Source organism: Flavobacterium sp. KACC 22758 (assembly GCF_028736135.1).
GTDB classification, from domain to species: domain Bacteria; phylum Bacteroidota; class Bacteroidia; order Flavobacteriales; family Flavobacteriaceae; genus Flavobacterium; species Flavobacterium johnsoniae.
Genome location: NZ_CP117878.1, coordinates 1,285,793 through 1,305,260, shown reverse-complemented (window position 1 = coordinate 1,305,260; position 19,468 = coordinate 1,285,793). Strand labels below are relative to the sequence as shown.

Annotated in this window: 15 protein-coding genes; 3 read left to right on the top strand and 12 right to left on the bottom strand. The window is 30.5% G+C overall.

The genetic code is table 11. The features are described from left to right. Positions 1-381: 381 nt before the first annotated feature. The 12 genes from PQ462_RS05545 to PQ462_RS05490 form a co-directional block, all read right to left on the bottom strand. Positions 382-1,302: a hypothetical protein gene (locus tag PQ462_RS05545; RefSeq protein WP_274252669.1), complete on the bottom strand. Its 921-nt coding sequence runs from the start codon at positions 1,300-1,302 to the stop codon at positions 382-384. Positions 1,303-1,329: 27 nt separating this feature from the next. After that, positions 1,330-2,052 carry a hypothetical protein gene (locus tag PQ462_RS05540; RefSeq protein ID WP_274252668.1) on the bottom strand — a complete coding sequence of 241 codons (723 nt, stop codon included), beginning with the start codon at positions 2,050-2,052 and terminating at the stop codon, positions 1,330-1,332. Between the two features lie 9 nt (positions 2,053-2,061). Then, positions 2,062-2,874 carry a tail fiber protein gene (locus PQ462_RS05535; RefSeq protein ID WP_274252667.1) on the bottom strand — a complete coding sequence of 271 codons (813 nt, stop codon included), beginning with the start codon at positions 2,872-2,874 and terminating at the stop codon, positions 2,062-2,064. A gap of 9 nt (positions 2,875-2,883) precedes the next feature. Continuing rightward, positions 2,884-3,189, bottom strand: coding sequence for a hypothetical protein (locus PQ462_RS05530; RefSeq protein ID WP_274252666.1), 306 nt, complete (start codon positions 3,187-3,189; stop codon positions 2,884-2,886). A 6-nt stretch (positions 3,190-3,195) separates the two neighbouring features. Next, positions 3,196-4,131, bottom strand: a complete 936-nt coding sequence (locus PQ462_RS05525; protein ID WP_274252665.1) for a hypothetical protein — start codon at positions 4,129-4,131, stop codon at positions 3,196-3,198. Between the two features lie 13 nt (positions 4,132-4,144). Next, complete coding sequence (locus tag PQ462_RS05520; protein ID WP_274252664.1) at positions 4,145-5,209, bottom strand: hypothetical protein; 1,065 nt, start codon at positions 5,207-5,209, stop codon at positions 4,145-4,147. A 284-nt stretch (positions 5,210-5,493) separates the two neighbouring features. Next, entirely contained in the window at positions 5,494-6,015 is a 522-nt protein-coding gene (locus PQ462_RS05515) for a general secretion pathway protein (protein ID WP_274252663.1), read from the bottom strand. Between the two features lies 1 nt (position 6,016). Beyond that, positions 6,017-7,210 carry a general secretion pathway protein gene (locus PQ462_RS05510; RefSeq protein WP_274252662.1) on the bottom strand — a complete coding sequence of 398 codons (1,194 nt, stop codon included), beginning with the start codon at positions 7,208-7,210 and terminating at the stop codon, positions 6,017-6,019. After that, a complete protein-coding gene (locus tag PQ462_RS05505; protein ID WP_274252661.1) occupies positions 7,210-9,411 on the bottom strand; it encodes a type II secretion system protein GspD in 2,202 nt (733 codons plus the stop codon). The genes PQ462_RS05510 and PQ462_RS05505 overlap by 1 nt, the downstream gene beginning before the upstream one ends. 32 nt (positions 9,412-9,443) lie before the next feature. After that, a complete protein-coding gene (locus PQ462_RS05500) occupies positions 9,444-10,844 on the bottom strand; it encodes a GspE/PulE family protein (RefSeq protein ID WP_274252660.1) in 1,401 nt (466 codons plus the stop codon). Then, complete coding sequence (locus PQ462_RS05495) at positions 10,845-11,321, bottom strand: general secretion pathway protein (RefSeq protein WP_274252659.1); 477 nt, start codon at positions 11,319-11,321, stop codon at positions 10,845-10,847. After that, positions 11,321-11,731 (bottom strand): prepilin-type N-terminal cleavage/methylation domain-containing protein, encoded by a 411-nt coding sequence (locus tag PQ462_RS05490; RefSeq protein WP_274252658.1) that lies wholly within the window; start codon positions 11,729-11,731, stop codon positions 11,321-11,323. The genes PQ462_RS05495 and PQ462_RS05490 overlap by 1 nt, the downstream gene beginning before the upstream one ends. Before the next feature lie 196 nt (positions 11,732-11,927). Between PQ462_RS05490 and PQ462_RS05485 the strand changes: the two genes are divergently transcribed. From PQ462_RS05485 to PQ462_RS05475, 3 genes are read left to right on the top strand one after another with little or no spacing between them, the layout of a single operon-like run. Then, entirely contained in the window at positions 11,928-14,936 is a 3,009-nt protein-coding gene (locus PQ462_RS05485; RefSeq protein WP_274252657.1) for a hypothetical protein, read from the top strand. Between the two features lie 7 nt (positions 14,937-14,943). Next, entirely contained in the window at positions 14,944-18,825 is a 3,882-nt protein-coding gene (locus PQ462_RS05480; protein ID WP_274252656.1) for a DUF6443 domain-containing protein, read from the top strand. Beyond that, positions 18,822-19,466 carry a hypothetical protein gene (locus tag PQ462_RS05475; RefSeq protein WP_274252655.1) on the top strand — a complete coding sequence of 215 codons (645 nt, stop codon included), beginning with the start codon at positions 18,822-18,824 and terminating at the stop codon, positions 19,464-19,466. The genes PQ462_RS05480 and PQ462_RS05475 overlap by 4 nt, the downstream gene beginning before the upstream one ends. Positions 19,467-19,468 lie beyond the last annotated feature (2 nt).

The following is a 19,468-nucleotide window of genomic DNA, read 5'->3' as shown; positions in this document are numbered from 1 at the left end:
ACCAACGATGATGATTTTATTTCATTTTCTAAAATATGGTCTCCTAAAGGAAGTATTGATAAAAAAAGTGGAAATAGTGACCGAAATCATATGATAGGTGTAATTGTTTTTGGCCTCATCATAATTCTTCTAATAATATTCACGTCATAAAAATTTAATTATAATATTCCGTTTTTTAAGTCAAAAAACTCTATTAGTTTACACTCACCTAATTTCAATTTCTTATTAACTAATACGCTAAACGGATTAATAATTTAAATTATTTTAAACAAAAAAAGAGACTGAAAGTCTCTTTTTTTGTTTAAAATAATCTCTTATAAAATGATTTTTCCCTTAGGAATTTTCTATTTTTCAAATTCTAGTAATTGCTCATAAAGTTTTCTATTTTAATTTACAATTTTCCAGAACGTTTAACCTCCTACTCTGCTCTTCGATAATCTTCATTAACTTCTCGGTATTCTTTTGTTGCTCAATAGTATAAAGAGTTAATTCCTCAACCTTTTTCAAAAGCGCCATATTCATTTCAGAAACATTGATTCCATTTTTCTCAAATTCTTTTGCCGATGGAATTTCGGGTAAATGACTGTTTTCTTTTATATATTTTTCAACTTCTTTTAGGTCTTTTAATTTATAATCACTTGCAAAAACATAATCAGGAGCAGGAACGGTTAAATCTACTTTTACTTCTTTTGAATGTATTGTACCATTTACTGCTAATTTTGCATCAGGGTTTTCAGTTCCTATCCCTACATTTCCTTCTAAATTCCAAATGCTTCCTCCGGAAAGATAAACATTGCCTTTAAATCTATTTTGATATGGAATTTCTACTGTTTTAGTTCCTGTCATTGGTTCATCAACGGCTGTCCATCCTTGAAACCAACTACTCGTTTCTGCCATACCCTGCGCATAAACACTTACTGTAAATCTTTGAAAATAAACTTTATCATTAATAAAAATAACTACTTTACCATTTTCATTAGATAAGTAAACCGGTGGGGTATAACTTCCTGATGAAGACATTTTTGGTGTATGAAAATAATAACTTGATGCATTTCCTGAATCTGGTCCGTTATAATATATATAATAAACAATTGTTAGGTTTATCGTCTCTGCAGTCTGATAATTAAACCCTGTTATTGTTATGGTAGGCATTTGACTTGCTGCGGCAAAAGGCAGATTGGTTTTAATTTTAACTCCATTAACCGGAGTGCCATTAATTGAATAATTAACTATATTATTATAATTCTGTGCGCTGCTGATGATTGTAAAAAACAATATCAAAATCAAGTATTTTTGTTTCATAGGTTTTTAAGTATTATTTAGATGAGGTTAATTACTTTTAATCTGTGATTTCAATTCTTTATTTTCTTGCTTCAAAACAGAAATATCTTTTTGCATTTCGATCATATATAAAGTTAATTCCTCAACTTTCTTTAAAAGCGCCATATTCATTTCAGAAACATTGATTCCGTTTTTCTCAAATTCTTTTGCTGATGGAATTTCAGGTAAATGACTATTTTCTTTTATATAATTTTCAACTTCCTGCAGGCTTCTCAATTTATAATCATTTGCAAAAACATAATCTGGTGCAGGAAAGTTTAAATCGACTTTTACTTCACGGGAACGGATTTTACCATTTACGGTTAATTTTGCATCTGGCGACAAAGTCCCAATACCAATATTTCCTTCTGGCGAAACTCTCATTCTAATTTGTGGTTCTGCACCAGATCCATCCCATGTTAAAAAACTAATTCCTTTATTATACATGTTTCCGTGAGATGTTCCCTGAATCATTAATTCGCCATAATTATTAAAAGGAAAAACTCCTGTTCCATCATCAGGAAATCTTCTTGTTCTATAAATAAGAGGCGTAGCCCAATACGCATTTGTTGCTGTCCACATTGCTGTACTAGGTTCTGTTTTAGGAATTACAGTAGAAGAAGCATTAATTGCATTTACACTATTATCTGGTGCTGTAATAAATCCTTGCGAAATACTTTTTTGAAAACATAAAAGCAAGAACAGTGAACTTAATCTAAATACTTTTTTCATTTTATTTTCTTAATTATTATTCATTTTTTCGAGCTTTTCTAAACGGTCATTTTGCTTTTTCAGTTGCAATATTAATTCATCATATTTTTTTTGCTGCTTGTCAATATATAAATTGAGCTTTTCGGTATTTTTTTGCTGCTCAATAGAATAAAGAGTTAATTCTTCTACTTTCTTTAAAAGTGCCATATTCATTTCAGAAACATTAATTCCGTTTTTCTCAAATTCTTTTGCCGATGGAATTTCAGGTAAATGACTATTTTCTTTTATGTACTTTTCAACTTCCTTCAGACTTCTCAATTTGTAATCATTTGTAAAAACATAATCTGGTGCCGAAAAGTTTAAATCGACTTTTACCTCGCTTGAATGGATTGTTCCGTTTACAGTAAGCTTTGCATCTGGCGATTTTGAACCTATTGCTATATTTCCGTTAACATCAATTCTCATACGTTCTGTTCCTGACGTCCCAAAAACAATATTTCTATTCATATCTGGAATTGTCGAGTATCCAGATAAATCAATGTATGACTTTACATCTACATTTGTTCCTCCACCGGCAGATAATCTTAAAAATCCGTCATCATAAAAATTCCCCCCGCCTCCATAGCTTCTTATTTCTCCATTTGCTAAAGTACCTGCTGTAATTAATGGTCTTGGCAAAGTATTACTAATTCCGCCATCTAGTGTTAAAGAGCGTGCAATATATAACTTACTGGAGAATTTGTTCCAAAACCAATATCTCCCTCTGTATTTACATATTGTTTCTTTTATTGCTCCCGTGGATGAAACTATTCCTATCGAAATCGAATTGTCTAATAATCTCATATAAGATCCTCATCTTATAGTATTTAATAAATGTAATCCTCTGTCACTTGATACTGTTACATTATTTCCTATTCCAACACCTGAATAAGTTACTTGGGGTTCACTAGCCCAAAGCATTAAATCGGCTTGGCGTGCATCATCGCCTCCTCCAATAGAATGCAATAAAATTCTAGCATCACTATGGGAACCAAATACATTTAATTTATATAATGGTGTATTTGTTCCAATACCAACATTACCTCCATCAGTAGGGAAAACACTTTGAGAAAAACTAATTTGGACGGATAAAACTAATATTAAAATTTTCAATTTCATATTGTATTATTTTTTAGATGAATTTATCTGACTTTTCAAATCTGCATTTTCTTTTTCAACTTTATCTAAACGCTTATTTTGCTCAATTACATACAAAGTTAATTCTTCAATTTTCTGCAAAAGCTTCGCATTCATTTCTCCCAAATTAATTCCGTTTTTTAAAACTTCTTCTTCATTTGGGATATTTTCTAAATGTCCTTTTTCGTTAATGTGTTTTTCAACTTCTTGAAGTGTTGGCAAATTGTATTCTTTTTTAAACACAAAATCTGACCAATCTTTCATATCTACTTTTACTTCCTGAGAGTGAATAGTTCCTTTTACATCTAGTTTATTAGTTGGATTCGTTTCTCCTATGCCAACATTACCATTTCCCAAAATTCTCATCTTTTCTGTCTGGTTTGTCATATAAGATTCATTCGTAAAAAACTGCATTCCATAAGTGTTATTCCCAGCACTTTGAGTAATCGTACGTATTGAAGTGCCAAAAGTATCTATACTGCCAACATTAATTGACTGTGCAATCATTATAGAAGATTCATTGTCAACATTAGCCGAATTACGAACGAGAATATTTCCGTTACTAACTTCTAATTTTGCTAATGGATTTATAGTTCCAATACCTACATTGCCATATTTTTTATTAATAATTGTATTATTACCAAGTTCATTAATATATAAAGGCAGTGACATGTGAGATTGTATCCAGCTGTAAGTTGTATTTCCTCCCATTTTTAAATTAGTTCCATTATTTGTTTCGATAGTAAGCCCTCCTACACCCGATTCATCATCCGGAACTTTAAAACGCCCTCTACCTGCTACATCTAATTTAGTTTGTGGATTTTCTATTCCTATACCTACATTTCCGCTATTTGGTGTATATAATTGTGCCTTAACAGATATAGAAAATATAACAGCACCAATAAAAATCAGTTTATTTTTCATAGTATTAAAGATTTTACTTTAATTGATTTTCAATTTTATTTAGTCGTTCGAATATTTCTTGAAATTTTTGGTTTTGTTTTTTTACAGCTTCATTCTCCTTTTTCATTTCAATCATATACAAAGTCAACTCTTCAACTTTTTTCAAAAGTGCCATATTCATCTCAGAAACATTGACTCCGTTTTTCTCAAATTCTTTTGCGGATGGAATTTCTGGTAAATGGCTGTTTTCTTTTATATAATTTTCAACTTCTTTCAAATCCCTTAACTTGTAATCGTTAGCAAAAACATAATCTGGTGCAGGGAAGTTTAAATCAACTTTTACTTCACTTGAATGGATTGCTCCATTCACATCCAATTTATATAAAGGAGAAACAACACCAATTCCTATATTTCCTGACGTATTTATAGTCATCGCCTGTATATCATTTTCTCCCGAATTTACAATATTAAACTGCATCGCACAATCTAACAATCTTATATAGGAACCTCCTCTAGCTGTACTAATCAGTTTTAATCCGCCATTTGTAGTTTTATAGTTATGAATATTATTACCAATCCCTACCCCTGTGTAAGTTAGCCCCGGTTCACTTGCCCAAAGCATTAAATCGGCTTGACGAACTTCATCACCTCCACCTACAGAATGAAGCAAAATTCTGGAATCCGAATGATTTCCATATACATGTAATTTATGCAAAGGACTACTTATACCAAGACCTAAATTACCCGATATACTTTGCTTTCCCATAAAATCGTTTTCTCCTTTACTGGCTAATTCAATCCACGGATTCCAAGCATTGATATCTCCGTTTTTAGTTCTAAAACTAATATGAGTACCTCCTCCAGGCCCGTAATCTGAACTTATCTGTGTGTCATAATTATTTATTGGAAATCCCCCATAACTAATTAAAGATCCGTTCCACGGAGTTCCAGATGTTGCATATGCAAAAGTATAGCCTGCTTTGAAGGCATCTGCTGAACCCGCCTCTGAAATATGAGAAATGGGACTTAAGCTCTGAGCCTTGAATCCAAATGTGAATATTCCAAATAGTATTGCTGAGTAAATAATTCTTTTATTCATTATTTTAATGTTTTTTCAAGTTTTTGAAATCTTTTTTCTAAATCTGTCATCTTTTTATTTTCCTGTTCCAAATCAGCTATTTTTTTATTCTGCTCAATAACATACTAAGTAAATTTCTTCAACTTTCTTTAAATGTGTAATATTCATTTCGGTTAAATGAATTCCGTTTTGTTCCAATACTTTTGCCGAAGAGCATTAGCAACCTGTGCAGCAAATGTCACAAATAATAAAAAAAGTCTTTTTCATAATTTGTTTTATGTTTTGTTTTTGATAATGAGTTTTGACTAAACTCCTTTATTCTTTTGCATAATAACCTCTACAAACAATTGGTCTGTATTGGTTTTATAATTTCTTTTTTTTACAAAATTTAAGTGCTTAATATTCCCCAGCATCGGATTGTTTTCTACTTTATTAAGCAGGGTCAGACATCCATTAAATGATCCTTCTAAAGAAAAGGTATAACTCGTTGTAGTAAATCCTTTTTGGGAGATGATGTGGGGTTCTTTAAAATCAACAATTTTTAAATGATAACTATCACTGTAAGAAGTTAATTGCTTTAATAAATCATTCTGAAATGAATCTGATATAATCACATCATAAGTAGATAAAATCTGGTCCAGTTGTTTTTCTTTTTGAACCAGCTGCGCCACAAGTTTGGGCATATCACTATCCTCGGCTATCTCTTGTTGTTTTTTCTGATATTCATTATAATAATTTATGGTATTTGATATCGCAAAAGAATAACAAACATAGAGCAGTACAAAAAAACCAATTACAAGCAGTTTGTTTTTTTTATTCAAGTTCATTTTACTTCAGAGTTAAGTTTATAGAAAATGTTGTTTCATTATTTTCATCTTTTCCAAAATGCGTAATTAAAACTTTATCAACCCAATTTAGTTTTTCGATATCTTCTACCCATTTAGTAAAAGAAGAATTAGCAATTGTAGTTCCTGAAATTGCAATTACTTTATCCTTTGTAAGTATTTGTTCCTCGGCTTTAACTTTCTTTTCCAGAGGATTAAAAGTAAGTTCGGTCAACAAAATAGAAGACGGGACTTTGCTTGTAATTTCATTAATAATTAAGGAACTTCTCGAAGTCATTCTTCCATCTATTCCTTTAACTTTTTCTTCTTTTACAATAATTCTTTGCTTTATTTTACTAACATCTTCAATTGAAGATTTATTAACCAGCAAAATTTCAGATGATTCCTGAGCTAGCTTATAATAGTGTGTAAAAAAAACGAAATTCAGAAGTAAAATCCCCAAAATAACTCCAACCATTATTTTAATTCCTTTATTAAAAAAAGTTTTCTGATTGTAATCATTATATAATTGGTCACTATACGAAATTATAGAACCTGTATTCAGTGTATTATTGAGTATTAATCTTAAAATTCCGGAAAAAGACAACAATTGCCTATTCTCAATTTGAAGATCGTTTATGGTATAGGTTATTGCCGATTCTAAAACACTTGCTGAAATTATCTGCGTCTCTTCTTTCGAAACACTCTGATGATTTGTATAAAGCTCACTTCCATCTGTATAACCAATAATATCAGCTATGGAGCATACTCCAAGGCTGATTCCGGCAATCGATATTTTTTGATTTTCGTAATCTTCCAGCAAGGTACTTACATACGATTTTCTTGCAATCGCAATTACCGATTTTGTTTTTGACCTCCAAATTTCATAATAAAACTCATCCCAGTTGGTATTAGGGAAAGATTTATAAAGCAGTTTTTCATCAGATGGTTCAACACCTAAAACTTCTTTTTGTATAACCTGATTGGAATTTATAACTAAAAAGAAAGGCAGTTTAGTATCCCACTTTTCAGCTATTTTTCCGTTATAACTAACCCTGTCTTTTTTGGTAATTACTAATCCTTCTTTTTTCTTTTCAACTAAAAGTAAGGCAACTTTATCTTCGTTATTTATAGTGAAGTGCTCAACACCAATGTATTGTTTTCCAAGCAAAAAGGTATTTAAGGATAATATGGCCATTAGTAAATAACTGTAGGTTTAATTAACACACTCAACTTTTTCTTTGAATCTTCTCTTTTTCTCGAACTAAAAATCCATTTAATAATTGGAATTCTGGATAACAATGGCACACCCGTTCCTGAATCATTTTTCACAGATTCTTCCAGTCCGCCCAGAACGATTAAGTCCTGATCTTTAACTCTAATAATTGAAGTAAACTCCCTTGAATTAATTCCCGGAGGCGCATCTTTATCTACTTTTTGGCCGTTAAAACTAGACTGAATCACTTTAATATCCATAGTAATCTGTCCGTTACCAGAAACCAAAGGCATAATAGTTACCGATAATTCTGCATCGATAGGCTGGTAATTTTTTACTTCTGAAGCTTGCGGAATTTGCGATCCATAATAATTTTGATTGGTCACAACATAATACGTAGTCTCTCCAATAGATAAATAGGCTTTATGTCCATTTAAAGTTGATAACCTAGGGGAAGAACGTATTTTTAGATTTCCGTTTGTTTCCATAGCTTTTAAACTCAAATAAAAATTAGGAACAACCTGACCAATGTTTAAAGATCCAAATCCGCTAAAACCGTCTATAATTTTATTGATTGTAGAGGCTCCTAAATTAATGTCGGCATTAGGAAAAACAGTTCCTTTTGTAGTTACAGGTTTATCACCAATTCCGGCTTGTATACCTGTTTCTACAGTAGCACTGCGGTTAACTTCTAACAGCATCACTTCAATTAAAATTACCGGAACAGCTTTGTCTATATAGTGTATAAAAGATTCAAATCTTTCAATGTTAGCCGCAGGGCCATTTACTAAAAAGCTATTGAGTTCTTTATCAATTTTTATGTCTAAATCTTTCTTTATTTCATCAGGAATAATAGTTAGGATAGATTCTGATGGATTACTGCTGCTTCCTCCGCTTGAAGATGAATAATTACTACTGCTGCCTCCACTATTAAAATTACTGTTTTGGTTAGAGTAATTAGAATTAGAGTTAGATCTATTACTATTGTTATCAAAAGAATTATAATTAGAATAGCTATTCGTGTTATTTAATCGACCGGCACTTCTGCCCTCTTTTGAAGGATCACTTAGAAGTTCAATAGAACGATGCATTAATGGAATCGATTTAATATTTCGTACCACTAATTGATCTTTTGTTCCAAAATAATAAACAGAGCCACTTCTTTTAAATGTATAGCCGCCTCCGCCAGAAGATGCCATTGGTGCTCCCGAATTATTATTACTAAATTGCTGTGAATTACTTGTTTGTGAAGGACCACCATCAGATTTAGTTTCAAATAGTTTAGCTAAAAGTTCATCAAAAGTGATGTTTTTTGCTTTAACTGTTCCGTTTCCAGCACTTTCTAAAGGACTCGAAATAAACATATCTATATCCAATTCATTGCCTATATCATAAACAATGCTTGAAATTGGAGTATTCTCAAAATCTACGTTTAAAAGTTTTTTCTCAGCATCAACAACCGTAAAGAAAAAATTAGATTTTCGGGCTCGTTGAGGTTTATTCTGACGTATGGCATTTGGATCTGATGTTCCTTCGCTTACAAAATTCCCTTCTACTTTATCAAAAATGTAGAAGTTATCTCGGGATTTGTTTACACTTAAATTATTTGCAAATGCTAGTTTATTCAAAGCAGCATCAAAAGGCATGCTTTTAATGTATACGGTAAGCAATTGATTTTCCAAACCTGGAGCAAAAACAAGATTCTTACCGCTTTCGTCCATAATTTTTCTGAAAACATCATACAATTTATCATCTTTTAAATTCAGTGAAAGTAAATTATTTGCCAGATCGTATGATACATCAATAGCTTTTAAAGCAGGAATTTCTGTTGGTTTTACATACGATTTAATAGCCAGAATATTTCCTGTAAAATCAATCGTAAGATTATATTCTTTACATAAAAATATAAGCAGATCGCCTACCGTCACATCCGAAAAATTATTTACAATATTTATTTGGCTTAGGTTTCCGGCAACGCTAAAATTTAATTTATGAATTTGCGAAACAGCCAATAAAAAGCTTGAAAGAGAAGCTTCTTTTATATTAACATTTACTTTTTCATTTAATCCAGGAGCATCGGCAGAAATGGACTCAATATTATTTTTTAGCTGTTGAATTCGATTTTCTTGCGAAAATGAAAATTGAAAAATTAGTATAAAAAACAGCGTAATTATTTTTCTCATGAAATTATATCAGTTGTAGGATTTTATTTGTTTTACAATAGTAATGAAAAAACTTCGTCAACCGAAGTAATTCCTTCTTTTATTAATAACAATGCGTTACGTTTTAGTGTAAAAATGTCTTTCTCTTCTAAGTAATCATTAATATCTAATTGATTGTTTTTTATTAAATTAGATAATTCTGAACCTATTGGCAGGATCTCATAAATGGCTTTTCTTCCGGAATAACCTGTATGATAACAATGCTCACATCCTACAGCTGTATGATGTGAAATTAAGTCATTTGGAATTTCGAATCCACTGGGGAAAATTTCCGGATTAATTGTTTCTTCTGTCTTACAAGTATTACAAAGCTTACGAACCAATCTTTGCGCAACACTAATGTTCAGCGTACTTGCAATTAAGAATGATGGTATGCCCATATCAATTAATCTTGAAACTGTTGCCCAAGCAGAATTTGTATGTATTGTAGACAAAACAAGATGCCCCGTTAAGGCCGCACGAATTGCCATATTGGCGGTATTAACATCACGTATCTCCCCTACCATTATAATATCGGGATCTTGTCTTAAAAAAGTCCTTAGAGTAGCTGCAAAATCAAGTCCGATATTTTCTTTTAACTGAACCTGATTGATTCCCTCAAGCGTATATTCTATTGGATCTTCTACTGTTAGAATATTGGTGTTAGGAACGTTTAGCCTTTTTAAAGTAGCATACAAAGTGGTCGTTTTACCTGAACCGGTTGGTCCAGAAATAAGCACGATTCCATTTGGACGCTTTATATTTTCAAGATATGCTGCTAATTCTTTATCTGTAAAACCAAGAGAGTTAATATCAATATGACTCGTATCTTTACTTAAAATACGCAGTACGACTTTTTCGCCATGTAAAGTGGGTAAAACAGAAACACGAACATCAAAGTCCTGATAATCTGTAACCATCGTAATACGGCCATCTTGAGGTAATCTTTTTTCAGAAATATCTAGCTGTGCACGAATCTTAATTTTATTTACAATAATAGGATATTCTTCTACCGAAATATGAAACTGTTCTTTTAACTTACCGTCCAAACGAAAACGAACTCTTGCATTTTTTTCATACGGTTCAAAATGAATATCACTGCTTCCTATTTCTTTGGCATTCAAAACAATCTTTTCTAAAAAATCAGAAGTGTAGTGAATCTCGGAAACGTTATTAGAAGTTTTTCTATAATTGGTACTTAAAAAACGGTTTATATTTTCTGTAGAATCGGTTTTTAATTGAACTTGAAAACTAAGTAAAATGCTTAATTCATTCTGCAGGCTTACAACATCAGACGCGTCAGTTTTTAAGATTACTGTGTTCTGATCTTTTCCAACCGGAATTATCCTGTAATAATAGGCTTGTTCTGACTTTACAAGCTGCTGAAATTCTATTGGAATATCAAAATTCTCCATCTAATAAGCATATAAAAAAGCATTGTTAAAGCAAAAAGAAACTGCATAAACAACACCAAAAAAAAGTGACATATAACCCGCTAAAGGAACTGTTGCCTGCTCTTTTTTATTATTTAAAACTATATGCAAAATCAAAGAAAATACAAGCGAAAAAACAAATAAAACAAGAAAGGAAACTATAGAAAAAGTGCCGGCTATAAATAGAAAAAATAGAATATCTCCTATTCCAATTGTGTTTTTAAAATCTAAATTTCTGAATTTAATGTAAAGTGTGCTGACCAATAAAATTAAAACTACAAATAATAAATTAAATCCTAAGTTAGTCAGGGCAATTGAAACTGGAAGATTTTGTAATTGAATTGCAAATGCTAAGACACCAATGATTGGGTATAAAAACCAATAAACCAAACGACTTTTAAAGTCTTGGTACAATACAAAAGCAAATACAATTACTAATATTAATTTTAAATACCACATTAATCATTTGTAATTTGTTTTGGAACGCCATTCTGATCTATTTCCCAAACATTAAAAACACCATTCCCATTAAAATCAGTAATAGCTGTTGCCTTTACTTTAAACTCATTATTGCTTGAGTGTACAATTTCATACACATAGTTGGCGCTTCCATTTTCTTTTGTCGTTTTCGGTGCTTCAAAATCTATTTCGGTAAAATTAGGGCTGTATTTAGAGTACATAAAATAATACTGCTTTTCAGCATTATAAATCGCCTTTAGCTGTACCTGAGCCTCTACACTTTTGGCTTTTGTAATTAACGGCATTAGGTTTGGCAAAGCAATTAAAAGCAATATTCCGATGATGGCAAGAACAATCAACATTTCCTGAAGATTGAAAGACGGCAGTTTTTTAAGTAGATTTTTCTTCAAAACAAAATATAAATTAATTTTTACAAATATATCTTTTTTATTGGGAAAAAAAATAAAAAAAAAGTAAGAAACAACCTTCTTTTTTTGTAATTTTTTTATAAGATTTTTTTTTATTTTTTTATTATCATTGCATTGTGATTCAATAATAAACCAACCTTTAGCAATAAAAAGATAATCAGCAATTTACCCAATCAATATGCATCTACAAATTAAAATTATTTTTCCGTTTTTATTCTTCCTAAATATAAATGCCCAAACTGTAACTAATTCAGAGCTCATAAAACAATATATGCCAAACATGCCTACTTCCCCGAGCAGCGCATCTTTATTTAAATTTCAAGAAATTGCACTAAATGAATATAACGGTTCTGCAAATATTAATATCCCATTAGTCGAACTTTCTCAAATCCCTCTTAATCTTACTTATACAGCTACAAGTGGCAATAGAGTAAATGACCAACCGGGAATAACTGGCTTAGGATGGGATATGAATTTAGGATCTATAGTACAAAGTATTAGTGATATTGACGATCTTAAATTTTTCGATTCTGATTATTTTAAAATGCGTCCAGATTTTCAAGGTTATATATATCCTTCAGATTCACCTTACCCATGCGTGTATGCTAGAAGTCCATATGATTCATGTGACCCGGTCAGCAGTGTTTATCCTGTAGTTAGTGAAATACCTATTAATGTAGGTAACAAAATTAATTTTGCAGAATACACTATATACAAAGGTTTATTGAGCCATACGGCTGATATAATAAATAATAGAAATTTTGATTCTGAACCTGATATCTTCACTGCTAATTTTTTAGGTCAATCATTAACATTTATTAACGATTTTTCTAAATCTACTAACGCAATCTCGTTTAAAGTCTTGAATAAAGAAGGATATAAAATTACTTTAAACTATATAAATGCTGATAATATCAAATTTGTTATTACTAACCCATCAGGTATTATCTATGAATTCAGTGCCTTAGAAAAAATAAAATCTGAAAGTTCTACACCAAGTATTTATTCACCAGTAGATTCACGTATATGGAAATTAACTAAAATAATTACTCCCAATAAAAGAGAAACAACAATTGATTATATAGATATTCCAAATTTCATCAGCAACTCACAATATTCACAAGAATTTACTAAATCTAAAGTCTTATCTAAGACCCATACATCTTATAGGCCTTTCAATAAAATTACTTTAGATCATTATGGACAACCATTAATGAGTTATCCTGAATATGTATTTGTACCAGCTGAAAATAGTAATGGCGAATATACAAATACATATTTCAGTTTTTCCAAACAGAATTTAAAATTAATTAATTCAATTACCTCTGATGAGGGTAAGATTGACTTTTATTATTCTGATAGAATAGACAATCCAAAATTAAAAAAATTAGATTCAATAACACTAAACAACCAATATAGTAGAAAAATTAAAAATATAAAATTTGCGTACTCTTATTTTTCTTCTACATCATCTGCAAATGTTTTCACATCAGGTGAAGCATTTACAAATATTAATCAAACTCTCTATAGGTTAAAGTTAAACTCATTAATAATTAACGATCAACAATACGATTTTACCTATAATTCAATAAATCTTCCTCCACGAAATTCTTTTGCCATAGATTTTTGGGGTTATTATAATGGAAGCCTTCAAAACACCTCAATTATACCAAATCCTATTCAGTTTAAATATTACAGCCATATGGGAGATAATGGTAATAATTTATATCCTAGTGAAGATTATGCCAAAGCTGCTATATTAGAAAAAATCACCTATCCTACAAAAGGGTACAGCACATTTAAATATGAATTAAATGAAGCCAGTAATTTATTTTATTCAGTACAGGGTGAAGCACAAGGAATAACTAGAGGTAATGGACTAAGAATAAGGGAAATTGCAAATTATGATAATGATGGTACATTGGCCACCTCAAAAATTTACGATTATTATGGAGGAACAACTATGATTCCCCTCTTAACAGCTAGAACTGCAACTTATGATAATACTATAAGCCATCCAAGTTCAACGGGTTATTTATATCGTGTTAAAGTCGACAGAATTTCATCTAACAATTATTTTAATGTATCACCTAATGGTGTCTCTAATTATGTTGGATATGGCACCGTAAAAATCACTGAGTCAGGCAATACAAAAAATGGTTACATTATGCGAACATTTCAAAATAGAGCAGAAAATGTTGCTTATTTAGATAATGTAAAAACTATTAACAATTTTACCTTCGGTAATGATGATATCGATAATGGTTCACTAACAAGCGAAAGATTATTTGATTCCAACAATAAGATCTTAAAAGAAAAAAAGTTAGAATATTATAAATATAGAAGCTCAATTGATTATGGCGCAAAAATTGGCTACTATGGTCAATTTTTTCAATATAATATGAATGGGAGTTTAGATGAACTCCCAAGATATCAAATTAGTACTTATCCAATTTTTGGAAAAGAAACACTTCTAAAAGCTGAAATTGAAAAAGAATATTTTAATGATAAAATTATCACTACAACCACAAATTATGATTATGATTCTTACAGAATTCTTGATAGAACCTACAAATCTAATCTAGTAGATGGAATATTTTATGACCAAACAATTCTTAATTCTAATTATTATCAAAATAATATTTTTACACTCCCACTATCAAATCATATTTCCATCAATGGTAAAGATAAAGAAAATACATCTTATGAATACGATCAAACACTTGGTTTCCTTGTTCCAAAAAAAATAACAACTAATACTTTAAAGAACACTGCCAAAATATTGATTTATGATAATTATGATTTTAAAGGTAACCCTGTAGAGTTTCATTATGAAAATGATCTTCATACTGTTATAATATGGGGGTATAATAAAACACTGCCAATTGCAAAAATAGAGAATGCTACTTATGCACAAATAGCAGCAGCACTTGGTATTTCGACCTCTGTATTAAATAATTACAATGAAACCAATTTAGCGTCTATAAACAATCTTCGTAATAATGCTTCATTTACAAATTCAATGATTACTACTTATACTCACATTCCATTGGTGGGAGTTAGTAGTATTAATGACCCAAAAGGCGATATGATGAACTACAATTATGACAATTTTGGGAAATTACTATCTGTTAAAGATGCTGAGGGAAAATTAATTTCAGAAAATCAATATCATTATAAAAATTAATATTCAAATGAAAAATATATCTATATACCTCCTATTGTTTTTTTTAATTGGATTTAATTGTAAGTCACAAACTCCTGTCACTATTACAAAAGAAAATAATTATACTGTTACTGGAATAGAAACTCTTACAGCCTCAGAAAGCATAACTTTAAAGCCTAATACATGGATTAAAGCTGGAAGTTCTTTTATTGCCCGAATAGAATCTGACGCATATCGTAGTAATTCTTTCAGTAATGAAAATTATGTTTTTACGAGAATATTTCAAACTCCCATGAATACATCATTAGAAATTACAAAAAATAACGATGTAATAGAAACTATAAACTATTTCGATGGCTTAGGCAGATCAATGCAAAACATTGCCATAAAAGCATCTCCATCTATTCAAGATATAGTAACTGCTGTTACGTATGATTCTATTGGCCGTCAAAAAAAAGAATTCCTTCCCTATATGGATACTTCCATTAATTTAGCTTCGTATAGAAATAATGCCGTAAACAATACTAATAATTATTATATAACAAATTATTCTGCTGATATAAACAACGTTCAACCAAATCCGTTTTCAAATAAAGAATTTGAAAAATCACCTCTTAATCGTGTAATGAAACAAGCAGCACCAGGAATTGACTGGGCTTTAGGAAATGGACATGAGGTAAAATTCGATTATCAAACAAATGAAGAAAATGAAGTAAAACAATTTTTAATTAATACAGAAGCATCATTTAATATTATAGACTCAAAAATTGATGATATAAGCTTTTACCCTAGTAGCACTTTATACAAAAAAGTAATTAAGGATGAAAATTGGATACCTTCAGACGGAAACAACAAAACCACTCATGAGTTTACCGACAAAAACGGCCTTCTAATACTAAAAAGAACATTTGGTAAATCATTGGTTGATGGAACATTAACAAACACCAATCATGATACTTATTACATCTATGATAAATATAATAACTTAATATTTGTCCTTCCACCATCGACAAATACAGATGATTTAATACTACACGATTTACCAACGATTGGGTATAACAATTTTTCAAAAACATTTAGTCATTATGTTTTTTCTGGCACAAGTGGAGGAGGTACTGTAAATGTGACAATTGTAGATAACGTTTTAAAAATAGCTTTTAGCGGAGGCTATAATTCAACATTTCTTAGTAACACCCCACAAGATCTTCCAACGACACCTTGTGCCCTTCCTGATATGAATTTAGGAACTATTTCTAATGGAGATTACAATGTAAGTATCGTTGAAGGAAAATTAAAAATAACGAGTATAACCGGAGCTCCATCAACTGGATTTTCTACAACATTTACTGTAAATTTACCTCAAACCTGTAGAGGCTATCATAGTGGACTAAATACAGCTTTATTAGATAATTTGACGTATCAATATAAATATGACACAAAATATAGATTAGTTGAGAAAAAAATCCCAGGTAAAGATTGGGAATATATCGTTTATGACAAACTAAATAGACCCATACTAACCCAAGATGGAAATTTAAAATTAAATAACAAATGGCTTTTTACGAAATATGATGTTTTCAGCAGACCAATATATACCGGAGAATATATAAATACGACAGATACATCTAGATCTGCTATTCAGACACTAGCAGATAATAGCACCATTATTTTCGACAATAAACAGACATCGATTCTAAATATTAATGGAACAAATATAAATTATTCAAACGACGCTTTTCCTAATTCAGGTATAGATCTTTTTACTATAAACTATTATGATAATTACAATAATATTGACTTAGACGGCGGAACATCTGTTATATCATATGGCATTACTCCTATCTCTAATGTTAAAGGATTACCTACTTGTTCTAAAATCCGAGTTTTAGGAACTAATAATTGGATTACAAACACAGATTATTATGATAGTAAGGGAAGAATAATATACAATTATAATAAAAACAACTTTCTAAATATTACTGCAACTGTAAAAACACGACTTGATTTTGGAGGAAAAATATTAGAAACAACAACTACACATAAAAAAGATAATGAAGCTTTAATTAGCATAGTAGATTCTTACTCTTATGATCATATTGGCCGTTTATTAACTCAAACCCAATCTATCGACAATCAAACAAAAGAAATAATTGCGAACTATACATACGATAATTTAGGGCAGCTAATATCTAAAGGTGTTGGAGGAAAAATAAATCAACCTCGTCTCCAAAATGTAGATTTCAGCTATAATATTCGTGGATGGTTAAAAAGTATCAACAACATAAATACTTTAGGGAATGATTTGTTTGCTTTTCAAATAAATTATAATAATGCTGTATTAGGTAATTCTTTATTTAATGGTAACATTAGTCAGACATTTTGGAAAACTGCTAATACAGATAATAGTTTAAAAGGCTACAATTATACTTATGATGAATTAAACAGGTTAACACAAGCCATGGATAACTCTGTTATAAATTCAGGAAGATACAACGAAGGTTTAAGTTATGACAAAAATGGTAATATTATTAATCTATTAAGATTAGGGCACATTAATTCAGCTGCTACTGCATTCGGGATTATGGACAATCTAAGTTATAGTTACAAGGGAAATAGACTTGATAAGGTCGAAGATACTTCTGGAAGCACTGAAGGATTTAGTAACGGTAGTAATCTGGCAATAGAATATACTTATGATAATAATGGTAATATGAAAACTGACACAAATAAAAATATTACAAACATAAGTTATAACTATTTAAATCTTCCTACATCAATAACACTAAACGGTAATACAATAAATTATACATACAATGCTTTAGGAGCAAAACAACGTAAAACGATTACAACAGGAGAAAGTACAGATTATGCCGGAACCTTTATTTATGAAAACAATAATTTGAAGCAGTTTTCACATCCAGAGGGATATATAGCTTATAATGCGGGAATTTATAATTATATTTATCAATATAAAGATCACTTAGGCAACATCCGCTTAAGTTTTCAAGATAAAGACAATAATGGCGTCGTTAACAACAGTGAAATTGTTCAAGAGAATAATTATTATGCTTTTGGTTTGCTACAAAAAGGATATAATTCTGCAATAAATGGTGTTGACAATAAGTTCAAGTATAATGGAAAAGAACTCCAAGACGAGCTGGGGCTTAACTTCTACGATTATGGAGCAAGGAATTATGACCCTGCACTTGGTCGCTGGATGAACATTGACCCATTGGCAGAAAAGTCACGAAGATTCAGTCCATACACCTATGCTGTTGATAATCCTGTTTATTTTATTGACCCAGATGGGATGATGGCTTCTCCTCCTCCAGATTGGTTTGTTAATAGAGAAACTGGTGCTGTGGTTCATGTTGAAGGTCAATCAAAACTTACTCAGACAACTGCGAATAAAATTGGTGCTGGAGATGCAAAAAAATATGATAGACTTGGAGCTGACAATATGTTTGGGAATAATAATGAAAAAGCTAACAATATTAGGGAGTTAGGAGCTAGTGTTGTTGAAAATCCAGAGATATTTATGGAAAAACAAGGTTATAGAAAAGCAGAGAAAGTAAATATAAAAGAAAGAGAATTTGTTAGTGGGGGAGCGATGGGAGAAGAAAAAATAACTTCAACAATTACAGACATGAAACAAATAGGAGATTCTAAAGTTACGTATGCTAAACCTGAACAAATGAATGATAAGAAAGTACTAGCGGAAACAAGTGGACAAAGTCCATGGAGTTCTTCAAGAACTACTACATACACTTTAACAAAACCTGCAGGTCAAGACAACGCAAAAACGGCAGAATATTATGGTAATAAACATACAGATTATGGTACTGGATTAAAAATTTTAGATAGTTTTATTCAAATTACTCAAGCTGTAATTCAATCTATAAAAAAATGATGAAAATTAATATATTATTAGTAGCGTTAGTTGTTACTTTAAATAGTTGTAATGATAAAAAAAACTTTAATAATGTAACAAATCAAAGGTATTTGTTATTTAAAAACAAGTTTGATTCTACCTTGGTTAATCATTTTCCCAGTATACTCAACTCGACTGACAACTTTACAGTTGCTAATACAAATTCTGAAAAAAATGATGTCGGTTTATTTTTGTTTGAATATAATTTATCTTCAAATAGCATTAAAAAATTAGAAAAAAAAATTATTCAGAATTATAAGAGTGTATACACCAACAAAGATTTATGTCTTTTGATAGTAAATAGATTTGAAACTGTAAGAACTAAAGATAGTCTTGAAATGGTTGAAATAGGAGATTCTTCTTTGATAGACAAACCATGTTATAAAAAACTATTGCCTGTTCCAAATTTCATCGATTTTTCGATTGCCAATAATGTAGATTTTTGGAAAGATAAAGGTTTTAAAATTTATGTTATAAATGCGGAATCAGGAAATCATTTTAAACAATTCGAATTACAGCCTAATCCACAAATGCCAAAAGGATGGGAAAATGGATTCTCAAAAGGAGTTGCAATAAACAAAACTAAAAATACTGTTATTTATTGGAGTATAATTTGGTAAAT

Coding starts and splice junctions, on each gene's coding strand:
- PQ462_RS05545 (WP_274252669.1), bottom strand. CDS start 1,302: ATGAAACAAAAATACTTGATTTTGATATTGTTTTTTACAATCATCAGC.
- PQ462_RS05515 (WP_274252663.1), bottom strand. CDS start 6,015: ATGAACTTGAATAAAAAAAACAAACTGCTTGTAATTGGTTTTTTTGTA.
- PQ462_RS05525 (WP_274252665.1), bottom strand. CDS start 4,131: ATGAAAAATAAACTGATTTTTATTGGTGCTGTTATATTTTCTATATCT.
- PQ462_RS05535 (WP_274252667.1), bottom strand. CDS start 2,874: ATGAGATTATTAGACAATTCGATTTCGATAGGAATAGTTTCATCCACG.
- PQ462_RS05510 (WP_274252662.1), bottom strand. CDS start 7,210: ATGGCCATATTATCCTTAAATACCTTTTTGCTTGGAAAACAATACATT.
- PQ462_RS05485 (WP_274252657.1), top strand. CDS start 11,928: ATGCATCTACAAATTAAAATTATTTTTCCGTTTTTATTCTTCCTAAAT.
- PQ462_RS05480 (WP_274252656.1), top strand. CDS start 14,944: ATGAAAAATATATCTATATACCTCCTATTGTTTTTTTTAATTGGATTT.
- PQ462_RS05530 (WP_274252666.1), bottom strand. CDS start 3,189: ATGAAATTGAAAATTTTAATATTAGTTTTATCCGTCCAAATTAGTTTT.
- PQ462_RS05495 (WP_274252659.1), bottom strand. CDS start 11,321: ATGTGGTATTTAAAATTAATATTAGTAATTGTATTTGCTTTTGTATTG.
- PQ462_RS05475 (WP_274252655.1), top strand. CDS start 18,822: ATGATGAAAATTAATATATTATTAGTAGCGTTAGTTGTTACTTTAAAT.
- PQ462_RS05505 (WP_274252661.1), bottom strand. CDS start 9,411: ATGAGAAAAATAATTACGCTGTTTTTTATACTAATTTTTCAATTTTCA.
- PQ462_RS05520 (WP_274252664.1), bottom strand. CDS start 5,209: ATGAATAAAAGAATTATTTACTCAGCAATACTATTTGGAATATTCACA.
- PQ462_RS05540 (WP_274252668.1), bottom strand. CDS start 2,052: ATGAAAAAAGTATTTAGATTAAGTTCACTGTTCTTGCTTTTATGTTTT.
- PQ462_RS05500 (WP_274252660.1), bottom strand. CDS start 10,844: ATGGAGAATTTTGATATTCCAATAGAATTTCAGCAGCTTGTAAAGTCA.